This is a genomic window from Arthrobacter sp. MDT1-48-3 (assembly GCF_054511015.1).
In genome coordinates this window covers 830,927-849,071 of sequence record NZ_JBTNDL010000001.1, presented here as the reverse complement: position 1 = coordinate 849,071, position 18,145 = coordinate 830,927, and the positions used below count along the sequence as shown (strand labels likewise).

General features: G+C 69.9%; 17 protein-coding genes. 12 read left to right on the top strand and 5 right to left on the bottom strand.

What is annotated here, in order from left to right:
• Positions 1–67: 67 nt before the first annotated feature.
• From ACX80L_RS04205 to ACX80L_RS04185, 5 genes are all read left to right on the top strand, one after another.
• Complete coding sequence (locus ACX80L_RS04205; RefSeq protein ID WP_459287869.1) at positions 68–1,681, top strand: cryptochrome/photolyase family protein; 1,614 nt, start codon at positions 68–70, stop codon at positions 1,679–1,681.
• A gap of 8 nt (positions 1,682–1,689) precedes the next feature.
• On the top strand, positions 1,690–2,673 hold the full coding sequence (locus tag ACX80L_RS04200; RefSeq protein ID WP_459287867.1) for an aldo/keto reductase: 984 nt from the start codon (positions 1,690–1,692) through the stop codon (positions 2,671–2,673).
• Between the two features lie 129 nt (positions 2,674–2,802).
• Positions 2,803–3,051 carry a hypothetical protein gene (locus tag ACX80L_RS04195; RefSeq protein WP_459287865.1) on the top strand — a complete coding sequence of 83 codons (249 nt, stop codon included), beginning with the start codon at positions 2,803–2,805 and terminating at the stop codon, positions 3,049–3,051.
• A 15-nt stretch (positions 3,052–3,066) separates the two neighbouring features.
• On the top strand, positions 3,067–3,981 hold the full coding sequence (locus tag ACX80L_RS04190) for an FHA domain-containing protein (protein WP_133081542.1): 915 nt from the start codon (positions 3,067–3,069) through the stop codon (positions 3,979–3,981).
• A gap of 54 nt (positions 3,982–4,035) precedes the next feature.
• The gene (locus ACX80L_RS04185) at positions 4,036–4,602 is read left to right on the top strand and encodes a 2'-5' RNA ligase family protein (protein WP_208739382.1); all 567 of its coding nucleotides are present in this window, start codon (positions 4,036–4,038) and stop codon (positions 4,600–4,602) included.
• On the opposite strand, the gene ACX80L_RS04180 is transcribed toward ACX80L_RS04185, so the two are convergent.
• From ACX80L_RS04180 to purB, 3 genes are all read right to left on the bottom strand, one after another.
• The gene (locus ACX80L_RS04180; RefSeq protein WP_459287862.1) at positions 4,579–6,021 is read right to left on the bottom strand and encodes a lipase maturation factor family protein; all 1,443 of its coding nucleotides are present in this window, start codon (positions 6,019–6,021) and stop codon (positions 4,579–4,581) included. The two genes, ACX80L_RS04185 and ACX80L_RS04180, sit on opposite strands and share 24 nt — an antisense overlap.
• A gap of 71 nt (positions 6,022–6,092) precedes the next feature.
• The gene (locus tag ACX80L_RS04175; RefSeq protein WP_459287860.1) at positions 6,093–6,968 is read right to left on the bottom strand and encodes an endonuclease/exonuclease/phosphatase family protein; all 876 of its coding nucleotides are present in this window, start codon (positions 6,966–6,968) and stop codon (positions 6,093–6,095) included.
• Between the two features lie 61 nt (positions 6,969–7,029).
• The gene (purB, locus tag ACX80L_RS04170; RefSeq protein WP_459287858.1) at positions 7,030–8,460 is read right to left on the bottom strand and encodes an adenylosuccinate lyase; all 1,431 of its coding nucleotides are present in this window, start codon (positions 8,458–8,460) and stop codon (positions 7,030–7,032) included.
• Between the two features lie 134 nt (positions 8,461–8,594).
• On the opposite strand from purB, the gene ACX80L_RS04165 reads away from it, so the two are divergent.
• The 7 genes from ACX80L_RS04165 to ACX80L_RS04135 all read left to right on the top strand — a co-directional run bounded on the left by ACX80L_RS04165 (position 8,595) and on the right by ACX80L_RS04135 (position 15,482).
• A complete protein-coding gene (locus ACX80L_RS04165; protein ID WP_459287856.1) occupies positions 8,595–8,900 on the top strand; it encodes a hypothetical protein in 306 nt (101 codons plus the stop codon).
• Positions 8,897–10,165: a hypothetical protein gene (locus tag ACX80L_RS04160; RefSeq protein ID WP_459287854.1), complete on the top strand. Its 1,269-nt coding sequence runs from the start codon at positions 8,897–8,899 to the stop codon at positions 10,163–10,165. Before ACX80L_RS04165 ends, ACX80L_RS04160 begins: the two co-directional genes overlap by 4 nt.
• Positions 10,166–10,174: 9 nt before the next feature.
• A complete protein-coding gene (locus tag ACX80L_RS04155) occupies positions 10,175–11,335 on the top strand; it encodes a histidinol-phosphate transaminase (RefSeq protein ID WP_459287852.1) in 1,161 nt (386 codons plus the stop codon).
• Positions 11,336–11,469: 134 nt separating this feature from the next.
• Positions 11,470–12,690 (top strand): pyruvate dehydrogenase (acetyl-transferring) E1 component subunit alpha, encoded by a 1,221-nt coding sequence (gene pdhA / locus ACX80L_RS04150; protein ID WP_459287850.1) that lies wholly within the window; start codon positions 11,470–11,472, stop codon positions 12,688–12,690.
• Positions 12,690–13,664 (top strand): transketolase C-terminal domain-containing protein, encoded by a 975-nt coding sequence (locus tag ACX80L_RS04145; protein ID WP_133081534.1) that lies wholly within the window; start codon positions 12,690–12,692, stop codon positions 13,662–13,664. Before pdhA ends, ACX80L_RS04145 begins: the two co-directional genes overlap by 1 nt.
• Positions 13,665–13,673: 9 nt before the next feature.
• On the top strand, positions 13,674–15,248 hold the full coding sequence (locus ACX80L_RS04140; RefSeq protein ID WP_459287848.1) for a dihydrolipoamide acetyltransferase family protein: 1,575 nt from the start codon (positions 13,674–13,676) through the stop codon (positions 15,246–15,248).
• Between the two features lie 9 nt (positions 15,249–15,257).
• Positions 15,258–15,482 (top strand): hypothetical protein, encoded by a 225-nt coding sequence (locus ACX80L_RS04135; protein WP_133081532.1) that lies wholly within the window; start codon positions 15,258–15,260, stop codon positions 15,480–15,482.
• A 73-nt stretch (positions 15,483–15,555) separates the two neighbouring features.
• Here ACX80L_RS04135 and ACX80L_RS04130 read toward each other — a convergent pair whose 3' ends face one another.
• Both ACX80L_RS04130 and ACX80L_RS04125 read right to left on the bottom strand, forming a co-directional pair.
• Complete coding sequence (locus ACX80L_RS04130) at positions 15,556–16,851, bottom strand: aminotransferase-like domain-containing protein (RefSeq protein WP_459287846.1); 1,296 nt, start codon at positions 16,849–16,851, stop codon at positions 15,556–15,558.
• Between the two features lie 88 nt (positions 16,852–16,939).
• Complete coding sequence (locus ACX80L_RS04125; protein WP_459287844.1) at positions 16,940–17,908, bottom strand: LuxR C-terminal-related transcriptional regulator; 969 nt, start codon at positions 17,906–17,908, stop codon at positions 16,940–16,942.
• Between the last annotated feature and the right edge of the window lie 237 nt (positions 17,909–18,145).

Below are 18,145 nucleotides of genomic sequence, written 5' to 3'. Positions count from 1 at the left end.
AAGGCCTGTCGGCGGCGCGCGCTAGGGTTGCGCCCGTCGACCGTCTCCTCCCAGGAAGGCACTCTCCGTGCACGTCCGGCTCGTCCTGCCCCACCAGCTGTTCGAGGAGCACCTCGAGGCGTCCCCGGACACGCATTTCGTGTTCCTCGAGGACGACCTCCTCTTCCGCAGCCTCCGGTTCCACCAGCAGAAACTCGTCCTGCACCGTGCTGCCATGACGCTCCTCGCCCGCCGGGTCGAGGGCGCGGGCTATGCGGTGCACTACGTGGAGACGTCCGCGGACGCCACCAGTCAGGAGCGGCTGTACGCGCTGCTCCTCGAATGCGGTGCCACGGTGGTGAGCTACTACGACGTCGTCGACGACTGGCTCGAGGGGCGGCTCAGCCGCACGCTGGCCGATGCCGGCGTCGAGGGGCGCGTGCTCGGGACTCCGCAGTTCCTCACCCCGCGGGACACGATCGCCGGCTATTTCTCCTCCGCGAACTGGCGCATGCAGACCTTCTACGAATGGCAGCGCAAGCGGCTGGGCATCCTCGTGGAGCGCGACGGCTCGCCGACGGGCGGGAAGTGGAGCTTCGACGCCGAGAACCGCAAGAAGCTCCCCAGGAGGATCATCGTGCCGGACCTCCCGCAGTTCGAACGGCTGCCGGAGGTGGAGGACGCCGTCGCCTGGGTGCGGACCGCCTTCCCGGACAATCCCGGCAACGCCGAGTCCTTCAACTGGCCCGTCACCCACCGGCAGGCGTTCGACGCCCTCGAAGCCTTCCTCACGGAGCGCTTCGAGCTCTTCGGACCGTACGAGGACGCGATCGCCGAGGGCCGGACGTACCTCTTCCACTCGGCCCTGAGCTCGAGCATGAACACCGGCCTGCTCAGCCCTGCCGAGGTGGTGGAGCTCGCCCTCGACTTCGCGGAACGGCACGGGACGCCCATCGCCAGCGTCGAGGGCTTTCTCCGCCAGATCATCGGGTGGCGCGAATACATCCGGGCGTCGTACGTCCTGCGCGGCCGCGAGATGCGGACCGGCAACACCCTGCGGCTCACCGCGGACCTCGGCGAGGGCTGGTGGACCGGGGACACGGGACTGGCACCGGTGGACTCCGTCATCACGCGCATCCTCGAGACGGCCTACGCACACCACATCGAGCGCCTCATGGTGCTCGGCAACGCGGCCCTGCTGATGCGCGCCAGGCCGGACGCCGTCTACGAGTGGTTCATGGAGATGTTCATCGACGCCTACGACTGGGTGATGGTGCCCAACGTCTACGCCATGAGCCAGTACGCGGCCGGCAGCATGATCACCACCAAGCCCTACGTGAGCGGCAGCAACTACATCAGGAAGATGAGCGACTTCAGGGACGGCCCCTGGCGGTTCAGCTGGGACGCGCTGTACTGGGAGTTCATCAGGGACTACCGGGACCTGTTCGCCCGCAACCCGCGGTCGAACATGGTCGTGGCACTCCTCGACCGCATGGACAGCGAGCGGCAGAGGGACCTGCGGCACGAGGCTGCCCGCTGGATCCCCGGCAAGGGGTCGACGGCGGTGGACGAGGACCGCCCCGCCCGCACGGCGGAGCGCACGCGGACGCAGGCGCGCGCTCCGCTGGAGGAACGCCGGACACCGGAGGAGCACCCGACGCCGGTAGTTCCGGCGGCGGCGCCGACGCTCCCCGGCCTATAGTCGGAACCATGGAACAACGAACCCTTGGAAGAACCGGCCGTCCCGTCTCCGTCGTCGGCCTCGGCACCTGGCAGCTCGGCGCCGACTGGGGCGAGGTGGAGGACAAGGACGCCGTGGCCGTCCTCGATGCGGCCGTCGAAGCCGGCGTCACCTTCTTCGACACCGCCGACGTGTACGGCGACGGGCGGAGCGAGACGACGATCGGCTCCTACCTCGCCGACAACCCGGACCTCGACATCCTCGTGGGCACCAAGATGGGCCGCCGCGTCGACCAGACCCCCGAGAACTACTCCCTGTCCAATTTCCGCCAGTGGATCGACCGCTCGCGCACCAACCTCGGCGTCGACGCCCTCGATCTGGTGCAGCTGCACTGCCCGCCCACCGCCGTGTACAGCTCCGACGAGGTCTACGACGCCCTCGACACCCTCGTCGACGACGGCGTCATCAGGAACTACGGCGTCAGCGTCGAGCGCACCGACGAGGCGCTCGCGGCGATCGCACGCGGCACCACCGCCAGCGTGCAGATCATCCTGAACGCCTTCCGCCTCAAGCCGCTCGACGAGGTGCTGCCCGCGGCGAAGTCCGCCGGCGTCGGCATCATCGCACGCGTGCCCCTGGCCTCGGGCCTGCTGTCCGGGAAGTACACGAAGGACACCGCGTTCGCCGAGAACGACCACCGGAACTACAACCGCAACGGCGCCGCCTTCGACGTCGGCGAGACCTTCTCCGGCGTCGACTACGAGACCGGGCTGCAGGCCGCCCGTGAATTCGCGGAGCTCGTCCCCGAGGGCGTCACGACCGCCCAGGCCGCACTGGCATGGATCATCGCGCAGGACGGCGTCAGCACGGTCATCCCTGGAGCCCGCACCCCGGACCAGGCCAGGGCGAATGCGGCGGCCGCCGGCCACGCGGACCTCGGTCGGGAGATCGGCGTCGCCGTCGCCGCCATCTACGACCGCCACTTCCGGGCCACCGTGCACCCGAAGTGGTGACCGCCGACCGGAACCCGTCCGCCGCGGACGGGTTCCGGTAGCCGCGGGCCTCGGCTAAGGTGGCCAGTACCTAAGTCAGACGGGTTAGAGGACGTCTGTCATTGTTGAATCACCCACGAAGGAATCGACATGACTGAGAACACCTCGACCGCCGGCGAATCCCACACCATCCGCGACTGGACCGACCTCGCGGAGGAGATGTGGTCCTACCTGACCGGCAGGGGCGCTGCGATCAACTACACGCTGCAGAACATGACCATCGAGGTCCCGCGCGACATCGGCCCGGATGCTCCCCGCGCCACCTGGAAGTTCAACGGCACCCTGCGCATCACCACGAGTGACAACGCCGCCGGCGGATCAGATCCCTACGCGGGCTGACGCGTCACCAGCGACATGGCCACACTCAGGCTCGACATCGACATTGATTTCTCGCTCGGGGAACCGGCCGCGGACGGCAAACCGGAAACAGGGCTGAGCGGCACCGTGAAGGCCGCAGGGACCGCGGTGGAGATCTTCCTCGACGATCCGGCGTCCTTCCGGGGCACCAACCTCCCCAGCGTCGGGCAGGTCCGTGCTGCCGCGAAGCAGCTGGCGGCCCGCGGCCTCTCGGTGTCCGTCAGCAGCCCGAAGGGCCTCCTGGTCAGCATCGGCGCGGTGCGGACCTCCATGGCCCAGCGGCTCGTGACGCGCTCGCCGCACATCCGGCTCGGTTCCCCGGGGACCCTTGCGCCCCTGCTCGGCGTCGGCCGCCGCGCACTCGACAAGAGCGATGCGCCGTCGCTCCTTCCGCCGTCCACTCCGTTCCCGCTCGTCCCGACCGTGAACCGCCGCATCCGCCGGACCATCACGACGACGCACTACGAGCACGGCGGCGGCCGGCCACGACTGATCTTCGTGCAGAACTCCGACGCGTGGGACGGACAGGTGCCGCGGGAGTTCGCCCTCGTCGAGGAGCGCACCACCATCGGCAGCGGAGCCGGGGCGATGCTCAATCTGAGCGGCCTCGACGACCTGCATGCCGAGATCCGCCACACGGACGACGACGAGTACGTGCTGGTGCCGCACGGCGCCATCACGGGGAGCGTCAACGGGAGGGAGGAGTCCGTCCTCCGGACGGGTGCCCGCATCCGGCTCGGCGACTGGGCGCTGGCGTTCTTCCGGGAGGAGTACGCGGACCACGGCCGGCCCTTCGGCGGACGGAACGGCGGGGAGCTCGCCTACCAGCGGCCGCAGCGCAACCCGCGCACGGGCGCCACCGAAGTGGACGGCTCCGAGGGCGTCGGCGACTTCCGGCGACCGCCGCGCTGACCGCGGTGCCCTTCCGGGATCCGCAGCCGGTCCCGGCAGGGGGGAGCGACCGGCATGGCCGATAGCGTCGAACTCCTGCTGGACCCGGCGTCGGACCTCTTCCTGCTCGAGGACTGGGCGGCACTGGAGGCAGGGGACCTGCCCAACCAGTCCCGCCACCCGTCGTCGAGCAACAGCCCGCACATCACGCTCGCGGCCGCCGCGCGAATCGACGGCCGGTACGACGACGACCTCGCCGCCGTCGCGGAAGGGGACGCGCTCGGACTCACGACGGCGGGACTCCTGGTCTTCCCCACCCGGCGGAAGTACGTGCTCGCCCGGCACGTCGTCGCGGACGATGCCCTGGCCGCCCTGCACCGGCGCGTGTGGTCCGTGCTCGACGGCGTCGCCGATGCCGTGCCCACGACGGTGCCGGGCGCATGGACGCCGCACATCACGCTGGCGCACGGGCTCACCGCCGAGCAACTGGCCGCTGCCCTCGGCATCCTGCGGAACCGTCCGCCGGCACGTCTCTCCACCGGGCCCGTACGTCGCTGGGATGCCCAGGAGAAGCGGCTCCTCCTGCTCGGCGGAGGGGGAGTCGAGTGGCGCCCGGCCTCAGGAGACCTCGGCGCGCAGTGAGGCCGGGTGGACCAGGACGCCCTGCGGCTCGCGGATCCACCACAGACCCGTGGCGCGCTTCTCGGCCCGCGTGGAGAAGCGGTAGAGGAAGATCCGTGCCCGCACGTAGCGGGGTCGCGCGCCGTCGAACGGGTCCTTGCGCAGCAGCTTCAGGATCAGCGGGTCCGCCTGCAGGAGCTTGACGAGGAACGGGGTGAACCAGCCGCGCTCCGAGCCGAGGGCGAGGAACCACATCATCCAGTCCAGGCGCAGGTGGTAGGGCGCGAACTGCCGTGGCATGCGTGACGGGTCCCCGGGCTTGCCCTTGAACTCGTACTCGAGCCACCGTGCCCCCGGTCCCACCTCGTCGAGCGTCCCCTCCACGATCACCTCGTAGCGCACCTTCGTGACGCTCCCGAACGCCCCGTACGCGTTGCCGAGGTGCCACCTGTTGAAGCTGGCGTTCATGAGCTGGTGCCGGGCGAACAGGTTCGCGAGGGCCTGCCGGCTCAGATAGGCGAGCAGGAGCATGGCGAGCACGACGACGATCGTGAACCAGAGCGGGGTCGGCTGGTAGGAGCCGGCGGGATCGACGGTGGGGATCACCGCCGCGTAGAAGGAATCGGGCACGGCCGCGAACGCCAGGATGATGGTCAGGGTGTTGAGCCAGGCGAAGTTGCCCGAGACCACGAGCCAGCCCTGCGTGAGGATCATGACGAGTGCGGCGAATCCCGCGACGGGCTGCGGGGCGAAGAGGAGGAACGGTACCGCGAGCTGGGTGACGTGGTTCCCCGCCACCTCGATGCGGTGCAGCGGCTTCGGCAGGAGGTGGAAGAACCGGCTGGCCGGGTTCGGCATGGGCTGGGTCTCGTGGTGGTAGTACAGCGCCGTGAGGTCGCGCCACGAACGGTCGCCGCGCATCTTGATCATGCCCGCGCCGAACTCGAGGCGGAACACGAGGTAGCGGATCATCAGCAGCACGAGGAAGGGCGGAGCCACCTCGTCCGATCCGAGGAACGCGACGAGGAAACCTGCCTCGAGCAGGAGGCTCTCCCACCCGAAGCCGTAGAACGTCTGGCCCACGTTCACGATCGAGGTGTAGAGCCACCAGATCACGAGGAACGCCACCAGGGGCACCCACGGCGGACCGGCCTGCGGGAGTCCGACTACGAGCAGGGCCGAGACGGCGGCGCCGGCCCAGGCGACGGCGAGCAGCAGGCGGTCGGAGTAGCGCCGGTGGAAGAGCGAGGGGCCGGCCCGTCCGCCGGCGCGTTCGAGGAACGCCGGCACGGGCAGGAGGCCCTTCTCGCCGAGGAGCGCGGGGAACTGCGCCACCGCGGACAGGAACGCCACGAGGTACACCGCCGCGACCCCGCGCTGCACGATCTGCCGGCCCACCTCGTAGTCCTCGGCGGTCAGGACGTCGGTCCACCACTCCATCCCATCAGCGTCCTGTTCCCGGGGAGGAGGCGTCAAGGACACGACGGGCCGCCGTGGGAGGTGCCGGCGTGCTAGGGGATCGCGGCGGTGGAGGAGACGGTCGGCGTCCGGCGGCGGGGTATGTCCACGAGGGCCTGAACGGGCAGATGGTCGCTGGGGAACGTGCCGTCCAGCGTCGACGTGTTGACGGCGGCCTGGCGCACCAGCACGTCGGGCGTCGTCAGGATCCAGTCGACGCGGCGGCCGCCCTCCACCGGGTGCCCGTAGCGCGGGACCGTCCCGTACGCGGGGGTGAGGTGCTCGTCCGCCAGGACCCAGGCGTCGCCCAGGACACCGGACTGGAGGAAGCTCCGGTACGCGGGGGACGAGCCGGCGTTGGAATTGAAGTCCCCCATCACGATGGTGGGCAGCCGTGGGCGGAAGAAGGTCACGAGGTCCAGCACGGCGGCGGCGCTGCGCACCCGCGCGGAGTCGGACTCGTGGTCGAAGTGCGTGTTGACCAGGAGGACCTCGCGGTCCGCCACGGCATCATGGAACCGCCCCCAGGTGACGATGCGCGTGACACCGTTTCCCCACGTGCACGAGCCGATCAGCCGCGGGGTGTCGGAGAGCCAGAACTGGTCCCACTCGATGAGCTGCAGCCGCGCGGCGTCGTAGAAGATCGCCGAGTACTCCCCGCGGCTACCGCCCTCGCGGCCCACGCCGATCCGGCGGTAGTGCGGAGGCAGGGCGGCCTCGATGACCACCAGCTGGTGGTGGAGGGCTTCCTGCACCCCGAGGACCGCCGGGACCTCCCGGCGCAGCAGGTCCTGCAGCGGAGCGATCCTGTCCGGCCAGTAGTCCACCTCGCCCGGCTCGGACGCGGGGCGGTCGTACCGGATGTTGAAGCTCATGACATGGAGCAGTGTCCGGTCGGCCCGGATCAGTGGTGCTGGTGTGCTTGGCATGGAGCCTTCCCGGTGGGGCGCATGGATCGGAACTGCTGCCCGGCTCCTGCGCCGGCGTCGGTCAGCCCAGATGGTCCACGAGGTCGGAGGCGATGCCGGTGTAGAGGGCGGGGGAGAGCTCCAGGAGCCGCTGCTCGGCGTCCTCGCTCAGTCCGAGGCCGCTGACGAATTCCCGCATGCGCCCGGCGTCCACCCGGTGCCCGCGGGTGAGCTCCTTGAGCCGCTCGTACGGATCGTCGAGCCCCTGGACACCCGCGATCGCCTCTGCCCGCATGACCATCTGCACGGCCTCGCCGAGGACTTCCCAGTTCCCGTCGAGGTCCGCCGCGAGGACGTCCTCGGCCACATCGAGGCGGGCGAGGCCCTTGGCGACGTTCGAGATGGCGAGCAGGGAGTGTCCGAGCGCCACGCCGATGTTGCGCTGGCTCGAGGAATCCGTGAGGTCCCGCTGCCACCGCGAGGTCACGAGGGTCGACGCCAGGACGTCGAGCAGGGCCGAGGAGATCTCCAGGTTGGCTTCGGCGTTCTCGAAGCGGATCGGGTTGACCTTGTGGGGCATGGTCGAGGAGCCCGTCGCTCCGGCCACCGGGACCTGGGCGAAGTAGCCGATGGAGATGTAGCTCCAGACGTCGGTGCAGAAGTTGTGCAGGATCCGGTTGAAGCGCGCGACGTCCGAGTAGAGCTCCGCCTGCCAGTCGTGGGACTCGATCTGCGTGGTCAGGGGGTTCCAGTCGAGTCCGAGTCCCTCCACGAATGACCGGGAGACGTCCTGCCAGTCCGCCTGGGGGACGGAGGCGTAGTGCGCCGCGTAGGTGCCGGTGGCACCGTTGATCTTGCCGAGGAACTCCGTCGCGGCGATGCGGTCGAGCTGGCGGGTCAACCGGTGCGCGACGACGGCCATCTCCTTGCCCAGGGTGGTGGGCGTGGCGGGCTGGCCGTGCGTCCGGGAGAGCATCGGGGTGTCCCTCGAGGTCCGCGCCAGGTCCGCGATGGACGCGACGAGGCTCCGTGCGGCGGGAAGCCAGATGTCGAGGACCGCGCCCTTGATGCCGAGGGCGTACGAGAGGTTGTTGATGTCCTCGGAGGTGCAGCCGAAGTGGACGAGGGGCTTCAGGTGCCCGATGCCGATCCCTTCGAGCCGCCGCCCGATGAAGTACTCCACGGCCTTGACGTCGTGGACGGTGACGGCCTCGATCTCACCGAGTTCGGCGACCGAGTCGGCGTCGAAGGACGTGACGATGGCCCGGAGCCGGGCCTCCTGCTCCTCGCCCAGCGGCTCGGTCCCGGGCAGCACGGACCGGCGGGTCAGGTGGATCAGCCATTCGACCTCGACGTGGACCCGGTCGCGGTTGAGTGCCGCCTCCGAGAGGAAGTCGATCAGGGGAGCGACCGCCTCGCGGTACCGGCCGTCGAGTGGGCCGAGGGTCAGGGACGTCCCCTCCCCTCGGGAAAGTGCAGCGAATTCAACCCGGGAGAGCGCGGAGTCAGCCATTGCGCCATTCTTTCACGGAGCGGGCAGCGGTCCTCACCCCGCTGTCCACATACCGGAACGGCGCTCCGATGCCGCCACGGCGCGCTCCTAGCGTTGGGCGTACCGCAGGGGCACGGTGACGGGAGGGGACTCCGATGGACGGTCGGCCGGAGGCGGGCACGCGAGACGGACCGGTGACGGCCGGCTCGGACATTCCCGCGATGGAGGGCGCCCTGCGGCGGCACGCGGCAGACCTGGGAGAGATCCGTCGGCATGCGCTGGCCGTCAGCCTGCTGTCCTGGGAATCCCCGGCGGGGAGGAACTTCAGGTCCTACCTGTCCGAGCGCTGCCTCGAGCTGTCCCGCACGATCGACCTGCTCGAGTCTGCAGCCGCTGACCTCCGTGAGTGCGGGCGGCTGGTCCGCGACGCAGAGATGCTCCGCCATCAGGCGGGGCAGTGACCGGAGCGCTCCGTCCCGTCGAGGGGAACGACGGCCCGCTGACCGTCCGGGGCGGTGTCGGCGGGATCCGGTTCCAGTGGGAGGAGCTCGAGGAGGCTGCGCGGATCCTGTCGCTGCTCGCCACGGATACAGGGGACGTGGCCATGGCTCTCGGCTACCTCCGGTGGGATGTCAGCGAGCTCCCCCGGTCGGTCCTGCACCTCCAGCCCCTCGGAAGCCTGGCGGGCCACCACTACGGGAACGCGCTCGCCTCCCTCGACGCGGCGTGGACCGCCGCGACGGACAACGGCCGCGCCCTGGCCTCGACCGAGGAACGGCTCCGGGCGAGCCTGACCGCCTATGCCGTCGCGGACCGAGCTGCCGTCGCGGCCCTCGAAGCCGTCCGGGTCGGGAGCGGGGCAGCGGCACGGGCTGCGGCACGCTCGGCCATCGACGCGGACCTGCTGGAGGTCGGCCCCATCTCGCTGCGCGCCGGGGCGGTCGGCGACACCGTCCCCTTCGACGGGACCGTGGAAGGAATCATCGACCGGATGGCAGCCGTCGAGGCCGAGGAACCCGGGACGTTCGAGGTGCTCCGTGCCGGCACGGAGGACCGGCCGGTGTACGTCGTCGTCCTGCCGGGAACACAGGTGGGAACGGCCGAAGGTGCCGCCGGCAGCAATCCCTTCGATGAAGGAGGCATCGCGGAAGCCCTGGCAGAGGACAGCCGCTTCACCGAGGCGGCCGTCCTGGAAGCGCTCGACCGGGCGGGCGCGGCGTCGGGCGATGCCCTGATCATCGCGGGCTACAGCCAGGGCGGGCTCCACGCCGTGAACCTGGCCGGGCCGGGGGCGGTGGACCGACGCTACGACGTCCAGCTCGTCCTGACGGCGGGCTCTCCCACGGGATGGCATGCATCCGGCGACAGCGAGTACCTCCACCTCGAGCACCGCGCGGATGCCGTGCCCGAGCTCGACATGACGGCGAACGAGGAGGGCCGCCACCGCACCACCGTGACGCTCGGCAATCCGGTGCCGGCCCTGACCCGTCGGGACGACGGCTCCTCCGAACCCTGGGGCCTCGGCCCGGCGCACAAACTGGAGAACTACGCGGCGGGGGCGCGGTTCGTGGATTCGAGTGACGCACCGTCCCTGGTCCCCGCCGCGGCCCTGCTCGCCACCGCCGGCGCCGCAGGGACGGCCGGCCGGTCGTCCTTCACGGCGGCCCGGCGTCCCGGACCGGCGAAGCCTCCCAGGTCCCGCGCGGGGCGCAGGCACCCGGTCTAGGCTGTCTCCATGACGTCGATCGATGACTTGCCGGCAACGCCCTCCGATGACCTGTCCGCTGCGGACCGCGCGCCGGCCGCCGTCCATCCCCGAAGCGTCCTCGGACGGCTTCCCCGCTACGCGGCCGGGAAACCCCCCGTCGTCGTCGAGGGGATGGAGAGCTTCAAGCTCTCGTCGAACGAGAACCCGCTGCCGCCCCTGCCCGCCGTGCTCGAGGCGATCGCCTCCGAGACCGCGATCAACCGCTACCCGGATCCGCTGACCACGGCCCTCCGGACCGAGCTGGCCGGCTATCTGGGCGTTCCCGCCACCGACATCGTGACCGGGGCGGGCAGTCTGGGCGCCCTCAACCAGATCCTCGCGACCTTCGCCGGCCAGAACGACTTCGACGCCCCCGACGAGGTGGTGTACGCCTGGCGTTCCTTCGAGGCCTATCCCATCAGCGTGGGGCTCGCCGGAGCAGCCGGCGTCCAGGTGCCGGTCCGGGCGGACGGCACGCACGACCTCGACGCGATGGCTGCCGCCGTCACGGACCGCACCCGCGTCATCCTGCTGTGCACGCCGAACAACCCCACCGGGCCCATCCTGACGCGCCAGGACGTGGTCGATTTCCTGGGGAAGGTCCCCGCGCACATCGTGGTCGTCATCGACGAGGCGTACCAGGAGTTCGTGCGGCGCCCGGACGCGGTCGACGGGATCGCCCTCTACCGGGACCACCCGAACGTCATCGTGCTCCGGACGTTCTCCAAGGCCCACGGCCTGGCGGGCCTGCGGGTCGGCTACTCCGTCTCGCAGCAGGCGCTCACCGAGCACCTGAGGGTCAGCGCCGTCCCGTTCGCCGTCTCCCAGATCGCCGAGCACGCCGCCGTCACCTCGCTGCGCCACATCGACGAGGTCGAGGCGCGCGTGCAGTCCATCGTGGACGAACGCGTCCGCGTGGTCGACGGGCTCCGCGGGCTGGGGTGGAGCATCCCCGAGGCCGAGGGCAATTTCGTGTGGCTGGCGCTCGGCGAGCACGCGCAGGATTTCGCCGCGAAAGCCGGCGAGCAGGCATTGTCGGTGCGTGCGTTCGGCTCGGAGGGAGTGCGGGTGTCCATCGGCGAGGAGGCCGCGAACACGCGGTTCCTGGAACTGTGCAGAGGCTACACGCATCGACCCGCTGCCGGTTGAGGTCGTCTTAAATAGGCCCGAGGGCACGTGCTGACTAGTCTTGGTCAGTATGTCATCGGAAGATATGTTCTCCGATGTATGACTTGCTACATACATTCTCATTGAGGAATGTACAGCGTCGGGTAAGGAGCAGTATGAACGGCAACCGATTGCCGACAGCGGAGTTCGAGGTCGAGGAAGTCGTGCGGGCTGCACATCCCGCGGAGGCGGACGGCCGGCGGGAGCCGGGCATCGACATGCTCCAGGTCCTCGCGGCCGACGGCACCATGGCGGCAGGACTGAGCGCAGAGGTCGCCGGCCGTCCGGTCGACTTCTCCCCCTACCTCTCGACATCCGACCCCGACCACCTGCGGTCCCTGTACCGCGACATGTTCCTGATCCGGCGCTTCGACCAGGAGTCGACGGCGCTGCAGCGCCAGGGCCAATTGGCCCTCTGGGTGCCGCTCACGGGCCAGGAAGCCGCACAGATCGGCTCCGGCCGTGCCCTCGAGCCGCAGGACTACGCCTTTCCCACCTACCGGGAGCACGGCGTCGCCCTCACCCGCGGCGTCGAACTCGCCGAGATCCTCCGCCTGTTCCGGGGCGTGACCAACGGCGGCTGGGACCCCCGGGAGCGGAACTTCCACCTCTACACGCTGGTGCTGGCGGCGCAGTCCCTGCACGCCGTCGGCTACGCAATGGGGATGCAGCGCGACCAGCTGGCCGACCCCTCCCTCCCGCCCGCGGCCTCGATCGCCTATTTCGGTGACGGCGCGAGTTCCGAGGGTGATATCCACGAATCCATGGTGTTCGCCGCGTCCTTCGACGCGCCCGTGGTGTTCTTCTGCCAGAACAACCAGTGGGCCATCTCCGTCCCCTCGACGGTCCAGACCCGGGTGCCCCTCGCGCAGCGGGCTGAGGGCTACGGGTTCCCGGGCATCCGGGTCGACGGCAACGATGTCGTCGCCGTCGAAGCGGTCACGCGGTGGGCGCTCGAGCATGCGCGGTCCGGCAAGGGGCCGGTGCTGATCGAGGCGTATACCTACCGCATGAGCGCGCACACCACGGCGGACGACCCCACAAAGTACCGGTTGTCGCACGACGAGCAGGAATGGCAGCCCCGGGACCCCCTGGTCCGTCTCGAGACCCACCTCCGCTCGACCGGCATGGCCGACGACGCGTTCTTCGAGGACCTCGGCGCCGAGGCCCGCACCATGGCCGCCGGACTGCGCGAGGCGGTGCTGTCCATGACGGCTCCGGATCTCGCCGACCGCTTCGCCGCGGTGTACGCGGAACCGCATCCGCTGATCCAGGAGGAGCTGCGCTTCTTCGAGCAGTACGAAGCCGGATTCGCCGATGAAGGGAAGCACGCCTGATGGCGACGATGACCATCGCGAAGGCGATCAACGAGGGCCTGCGCGCGTCGCTCGCGAACGACCCGAAGACCCTGCTCATGGGCGAGGACATCGGGGAGCTCGGCGGGGTATACCGCGTCACCGACGGCCTCAAGAAGGACTTCGGGGCCCTGCGCGTCGTCGACTCGCCGCTGGCGGAATCGGGCATCATCGGGACCGCGATCGGGCTGGCCCTGCGGGGCTACCGCCCCATCTGCGAGATCCAGTTCGACGGATTCGTCTTCCCCGGCTTCAACCAGATCACCACGCAGCTCGCGAAGCTCCGCACCCGCAGTGACGGCATGCTCAGCGCGCCCGTGGTCATCCGGATCCCCTACGGAGGGGGCATCGGCAGCGTCGAGCACCACTCCGAGTCGCCCGAGGCGCTCTTCGCCCACACCGCCGGGCTGCGGATCATCACGCCGTCCAACGCACAGGACGCCTACTGGATGATCCAGCAGGCCGTCACCTGCGAGGACCCCGTGATCGTCTTCGAGCCGAAGCGGCGCTACTGGCTCAAGGGCGAGGTGGATACCGCGGCTCCCACCGCGGACCCGTTCTCCGCCCAGGTCCTGCGCCGCGGAACGGACGCGACCGTCGTCGCCTACGGTCCGCTGGTGCCCGTGGCCCTCGCGGCGGCCGCCGCTGCCGAGGAGGACGGCCGGAGCATCGAGGTCATCGACCTCCGCTCCATCTCGCCGATCGACTTCGACACCGTCACGGAGTCGGTGACGCGGACGGGCCGGCTGGTCGTCGCGCACGAGGCCCCCACGTTCGGCGGCATCGGCGGGGAGATCGCCGCACGGATCTCCGAGCGGGCGTTCCTCTCCCTCGAAGCACCCGTCATCCGCGTGGGCGGCTTCCACATGCCCTATCCCGTGGCCCGCGTGGAGGAGCAGTACCTGCCGGACATCGACCGCATCCTCGAGGCACTCGACCGTGCCTTCGCATACTGAAGGACCATCATGACGCTCAATACGTTCAACCTGCCCGACGTCGGTGAGGGCCTCACCGAGGCAGAGATCGTGCAGTGGAAGGTGGCCCCCGGCGCCATGGTGTCCGTCAACGACATCATCTGCGAGATCGAGACCGCGAAGTCCCTCGTCGAACTCTCCTCGCCCTACGCGGGAACGGTGTCGGAGCTGCTCGTGGCCGAGGGCGAGACCATCGAGGTGGGGACGCCGATCATCTCGGTCGAGGACGCGGCCTCCGGCCCGGGCGTCGGGAGCGACGGCGGAGAGCGCACCGGTGCGCCCCAGCGCGACGGTGCCGGCGCGGGTACGGACGCGGCAGGGCGCGACGGCGACCAGCAATCGGCAGCCGGGGACGACGTGCCGGTACCCGGCATGCCGGGGGAGCTCGGAGGGCTCGAACAGGGCCACCCGTCGCGCCCGGGCGCCGACGCGGACCGACCGGGAGCCGCGGCACCGGAGGCGGCACCGGGTCCCCTCGTGGGCACCGGCCCGAAGGCCGACGCGGTGAAGCGCAGGCCGCGGAAAGCACAGGCGCCCGCTGCGGGCCTTCCGGTGCCGCCCAGCCCCGCACAGGCCCCCGCACGACCGGGACCCGTCCCGCAGGCGCCGCCGGAGCCTCCGTCCGGCAGCCAGGATCGGCCGGAGGCCGAGCCGGCCGCTCGGACGAATCCGCTCAACCAGCTGATCAACCGCGTGCTGGCGAAGCCTCCGGTCCGCAAGGCCGCGCGTGACCTCGGCATCAACCTCGCCGACGTCCCGGCGACGGGTTCGGCCGGCGAGGTCACCAAGCAGGACCTCATGAGCTACCAGTCCCAGCGCGACGCCGAACAGGACGGCGCCCCGTCCTTCTGGGCCGACCGCACGCTCCTGGGCGGAGGGCGCATCGAGCGCATCCCGGTGAAGGGCGTCCGCAGGGCCACGGCGAGGGCGATGGTGCAGAGCGCCTTCACGGCTCCGCACGTGAGTATCTTCGTGGACGTCGATGCATCCCGCACCATGGAGTTCGTCAAGCGGCTGAAGGCGTCGCGCGACTTCGAGGGCATCAAGGTCTCGCCGCTGCTGATCCTCGCGAAGGCCGTCATCTGGGCTGCGGCCCGCAATCCCTCCGTCAACGCGACCTGGACCGATGACGAGATCCTCGTCAAGCACTTCATGAACCTCGGGATCGCGGCCGCCACGCCCCGTGGCCTCATAGTGCCGAACATCAAGGACGCGCAGGACCTCTCGCTCAAGGAGCTGGCGCTGGCGCTGAACGACCTGGCGACGACGGCGCGCGCCGGCAGGACACAGCCGGCCCAGATGCAGGGCGGCACGCTGACGATCACCAACATCGGTGCCCTCGGCATCGACACGGGAACGCCGATCATCAACCCGGGGGAGGTGGCGATCGTCGCGTTCGGCACCATCAAGCAGAAGCCCTGGGTCCTCGACGGCGAGGTCATCCCCCGCTGGATCACCACGCTCGGAGGGTCCTTCGACCACCGCGTGGTCGACGGCGACCTGAGCGCACGGTTCATGGCCGACGTCGCCTCCATCCTCGAGGAGCCGGCACTGCTGCTCGACTAGGGTGGGCTCATGAACCAGCAGCTACCCGGTGAGGGGCCTGGCCGCCGGCCCCGCGCGCGCTATCCGCTGAGCCGGCTCCTGCTCGTCGTCGCACTCGGGTTCCTCGCGTCGACCGTCCTGCAGCTGGCCTTCCCGGGTCTCGGCACCGTGGCGCGGCTGTCCATCCTCGTGATCGGAGCCGCCCTCATCTCGATCGCGGTGACGCTGCGCCAGCAGAAGCGCCCGCCCCGCTGACGGTCCCGCTTCGGGAGGGCCGGGCGCGTGCGTACCGGCGGCGGTCGAAGGACCGGACGCCGGCGCTACCGCATCAGCGTCGGTTGTCCTCGATCGCCTCGCGCAGGATCGGCGCGAGGCGCCGTACGCCCTCGACGATGTCCTCCGGCGCCACGGCGCTGAAGGCGAGGCGGAGCTTGTTGGAGGGATCGTCCGACGGCGTGAATGCGGCTCCGGGGATGAACACGACGCCGGCGTCGATCGCCTTGTACAGCAGGGGATAGGTGTCGATGCCCTCCGGCAGGGTGACCCAGACGAAGAACCCGCCGTCGGGGTTGGTCCAGTGGACCCCTTCCGGGAGTTCCTCGGCGAGCGCGCCCAGCATGGCGTCGCACCGCTCGCGGTAGAGGCTGCGCATGGTGCGCAGGTGTCCCTGCCAGTCGTACTCGGTGAGGTAGGCGGTCACGAGCATCTGCGTGAGCGGGGACGGGCACAGCACCACGGCTTCACAGGCGAGGTAGAACCGGCGGTAGAGGTGCTTCGGCACCAGGGCCCAGCCGAGCCGCACCCCGGGCGCGAAGATCTTCGAGAAGGAGCCGAGGTAGATCACGTCGTCGGGGTTGTCGGCGCGCATGGGCTTCAGAGGTTCGCCGTCGAACCGGAGCATGCCGTAGGGGTTGTCCTCGAGCACGAGGATGGTGTGGGCGCGGCAGATGTCGACGACGCGCTGGCGACGCTCGGCAGCCAGTGTGATGCCGCTCGGGTTGTTGAAGCTGGGGATGGTGTAGAGCAGTTTGATGGCGCGGCCCTGCGCCTCGAGCTCGGTGATGACGCGCTCGAGCTCGTCCAGGATCAGGCCGGCGTCGTCCATGGGGATGGTGACGACGTCGACCTCGTAGGCCTCGAACGTGTTCAGGGCGCCCACGTAGGTGGGGTCCTCGCACAGGATCACGTCGCCGGGATTGCAGAAGACCTTCGCGGCGACGTCCTGCGCCGACTGCGAGCCCGTGGTGATCACGACGTCCTCGGGGTGGGCGCCTTCGATGCCCTCCGCGGCCATGACGTCGCAGACCAGTTCGCGCAGCTCGGTCATCCCCTGCCCGCCGCCGTACTGCAGGGCTTCGAGGCCGTGCTCGGCGATGATCTTCTGGGCGGTGCGCCCGAGGTCCTCGAGCGGCAGGGACTTCAGGTACGGACTCCCTCCCGCGAGGGAGACGAGGCCCGGGCGGATCGAGATGTCGAAGACATCGCGCACCGCGGACTGCTTGATGTTGGCCGCCCGCAGCGAGAAGAGCTGATCGTGGCGGTTGGCGGAATCGACTGCTCGTTCGAGGGCGGCTTCGGTCTCGGCGGGCAGGAGGTCGGCGGAGGCTTCGCTGGAGGACGTCACGCCCAGAGTCTAGGCCCGGGTTCACCGTCAGGCAACAGCTGTTGACCGATGGTGCGTTCCCCGCCGATGCCGCCGATGCCGGTGCTGATCAGACCCAGCCGGCCTCACGCGCCTTGAGCGCAGCCTGGAACCGGCTGTCGGCCCGGAGGGTCTCGAGCATCCACGCGATGTGACGTCGGCAGGTCCTCACGTTGATGTCCAGGCGGCGGGCGATCGATTCGTCGGACAGGCCGTTGGCCAGGCCCTGGATGATCGAGCGCTGCATGCTGCTGAGCGGTGACTCGACCTGCTGGGGAGCGAGGAAGGACTCGCTGATCTCCCAGGCGATGTCGAACAGGTGCGTGAAGATGTTGATGAGGCTGTGGTCCCGGATGACCAGGGCGGCCTTGTCGTCGCGGGTCAGCTGGCGGCCCACGAGGGCGAGCTTGTCGTCGAAGATCAGCATGCGCAGGGGGATGAAGGGCAGGACGCCGAATTCGCCGCCGCCGGCCGCGATGGCCGCGACGGCCTTGCGGGTGGGCACGTGGTCACGCGTGCTCGTGTCGTAGAGCGTCCGCCGCCGCACCCCGTTCTCCAGCAGCTCCAGGTCCTTGCGCACGCTCTCCTCGTGGACGTCCGCCGTCGAACCCTGCCCTGGCTGGGCGATGTAGACCTTCTCCGTGACATCACGACCGTAGTCGATGAGGACCCGATGGATGAGGTGGGGGTCCTCGAGAGTCTCGACGGAGGTGCTGGCGAGGACACTCTTCCGTGCTTCGAGGAACGTGGGGAGGAGGCTCGAGAGTTCACGGCGCCGGCCGCTGATCCGGGCCCTCAGGTCCTGCAGGGCGCGCTCGTCGGCGTCGACGAGATCGGCCAGGGCGACGTCGGGCGACACGGCCACGAATCCCTCCCCGTTGCCCGCCTGCGGGCTGAGGAGCCGCCGCCCGGACAGTTCACCGATGGCCGTGTCGATGCGGCGCAGGGTCAAGCCCAGCGCTTCGGACGCATCGGCGCGCGTCCAGCCGGGATGCCCGACGGCGTACCGGTAGACCTCGAGCGACGTCGCATCCAGCATGAGCAGTCCTCGTCCCCGGCCACCGGGCGGCCGGCAGCATCACGATGTCGTGAAAAACATGACATGTCCAGTTAATGACAGTTCGGTGCGGCTGGCAATTCCGCCGTGCCGTAGGAGGACAATTCCACCGTCTTTCCGCGAAATCCCGGCGCGAAACCGCACCGGTCGACCGCCCGGTCCGGGCGCCCGAGTCCGCTTCGCGTCATGTCCACAAACGGCCACCCGTACTGCTGGACA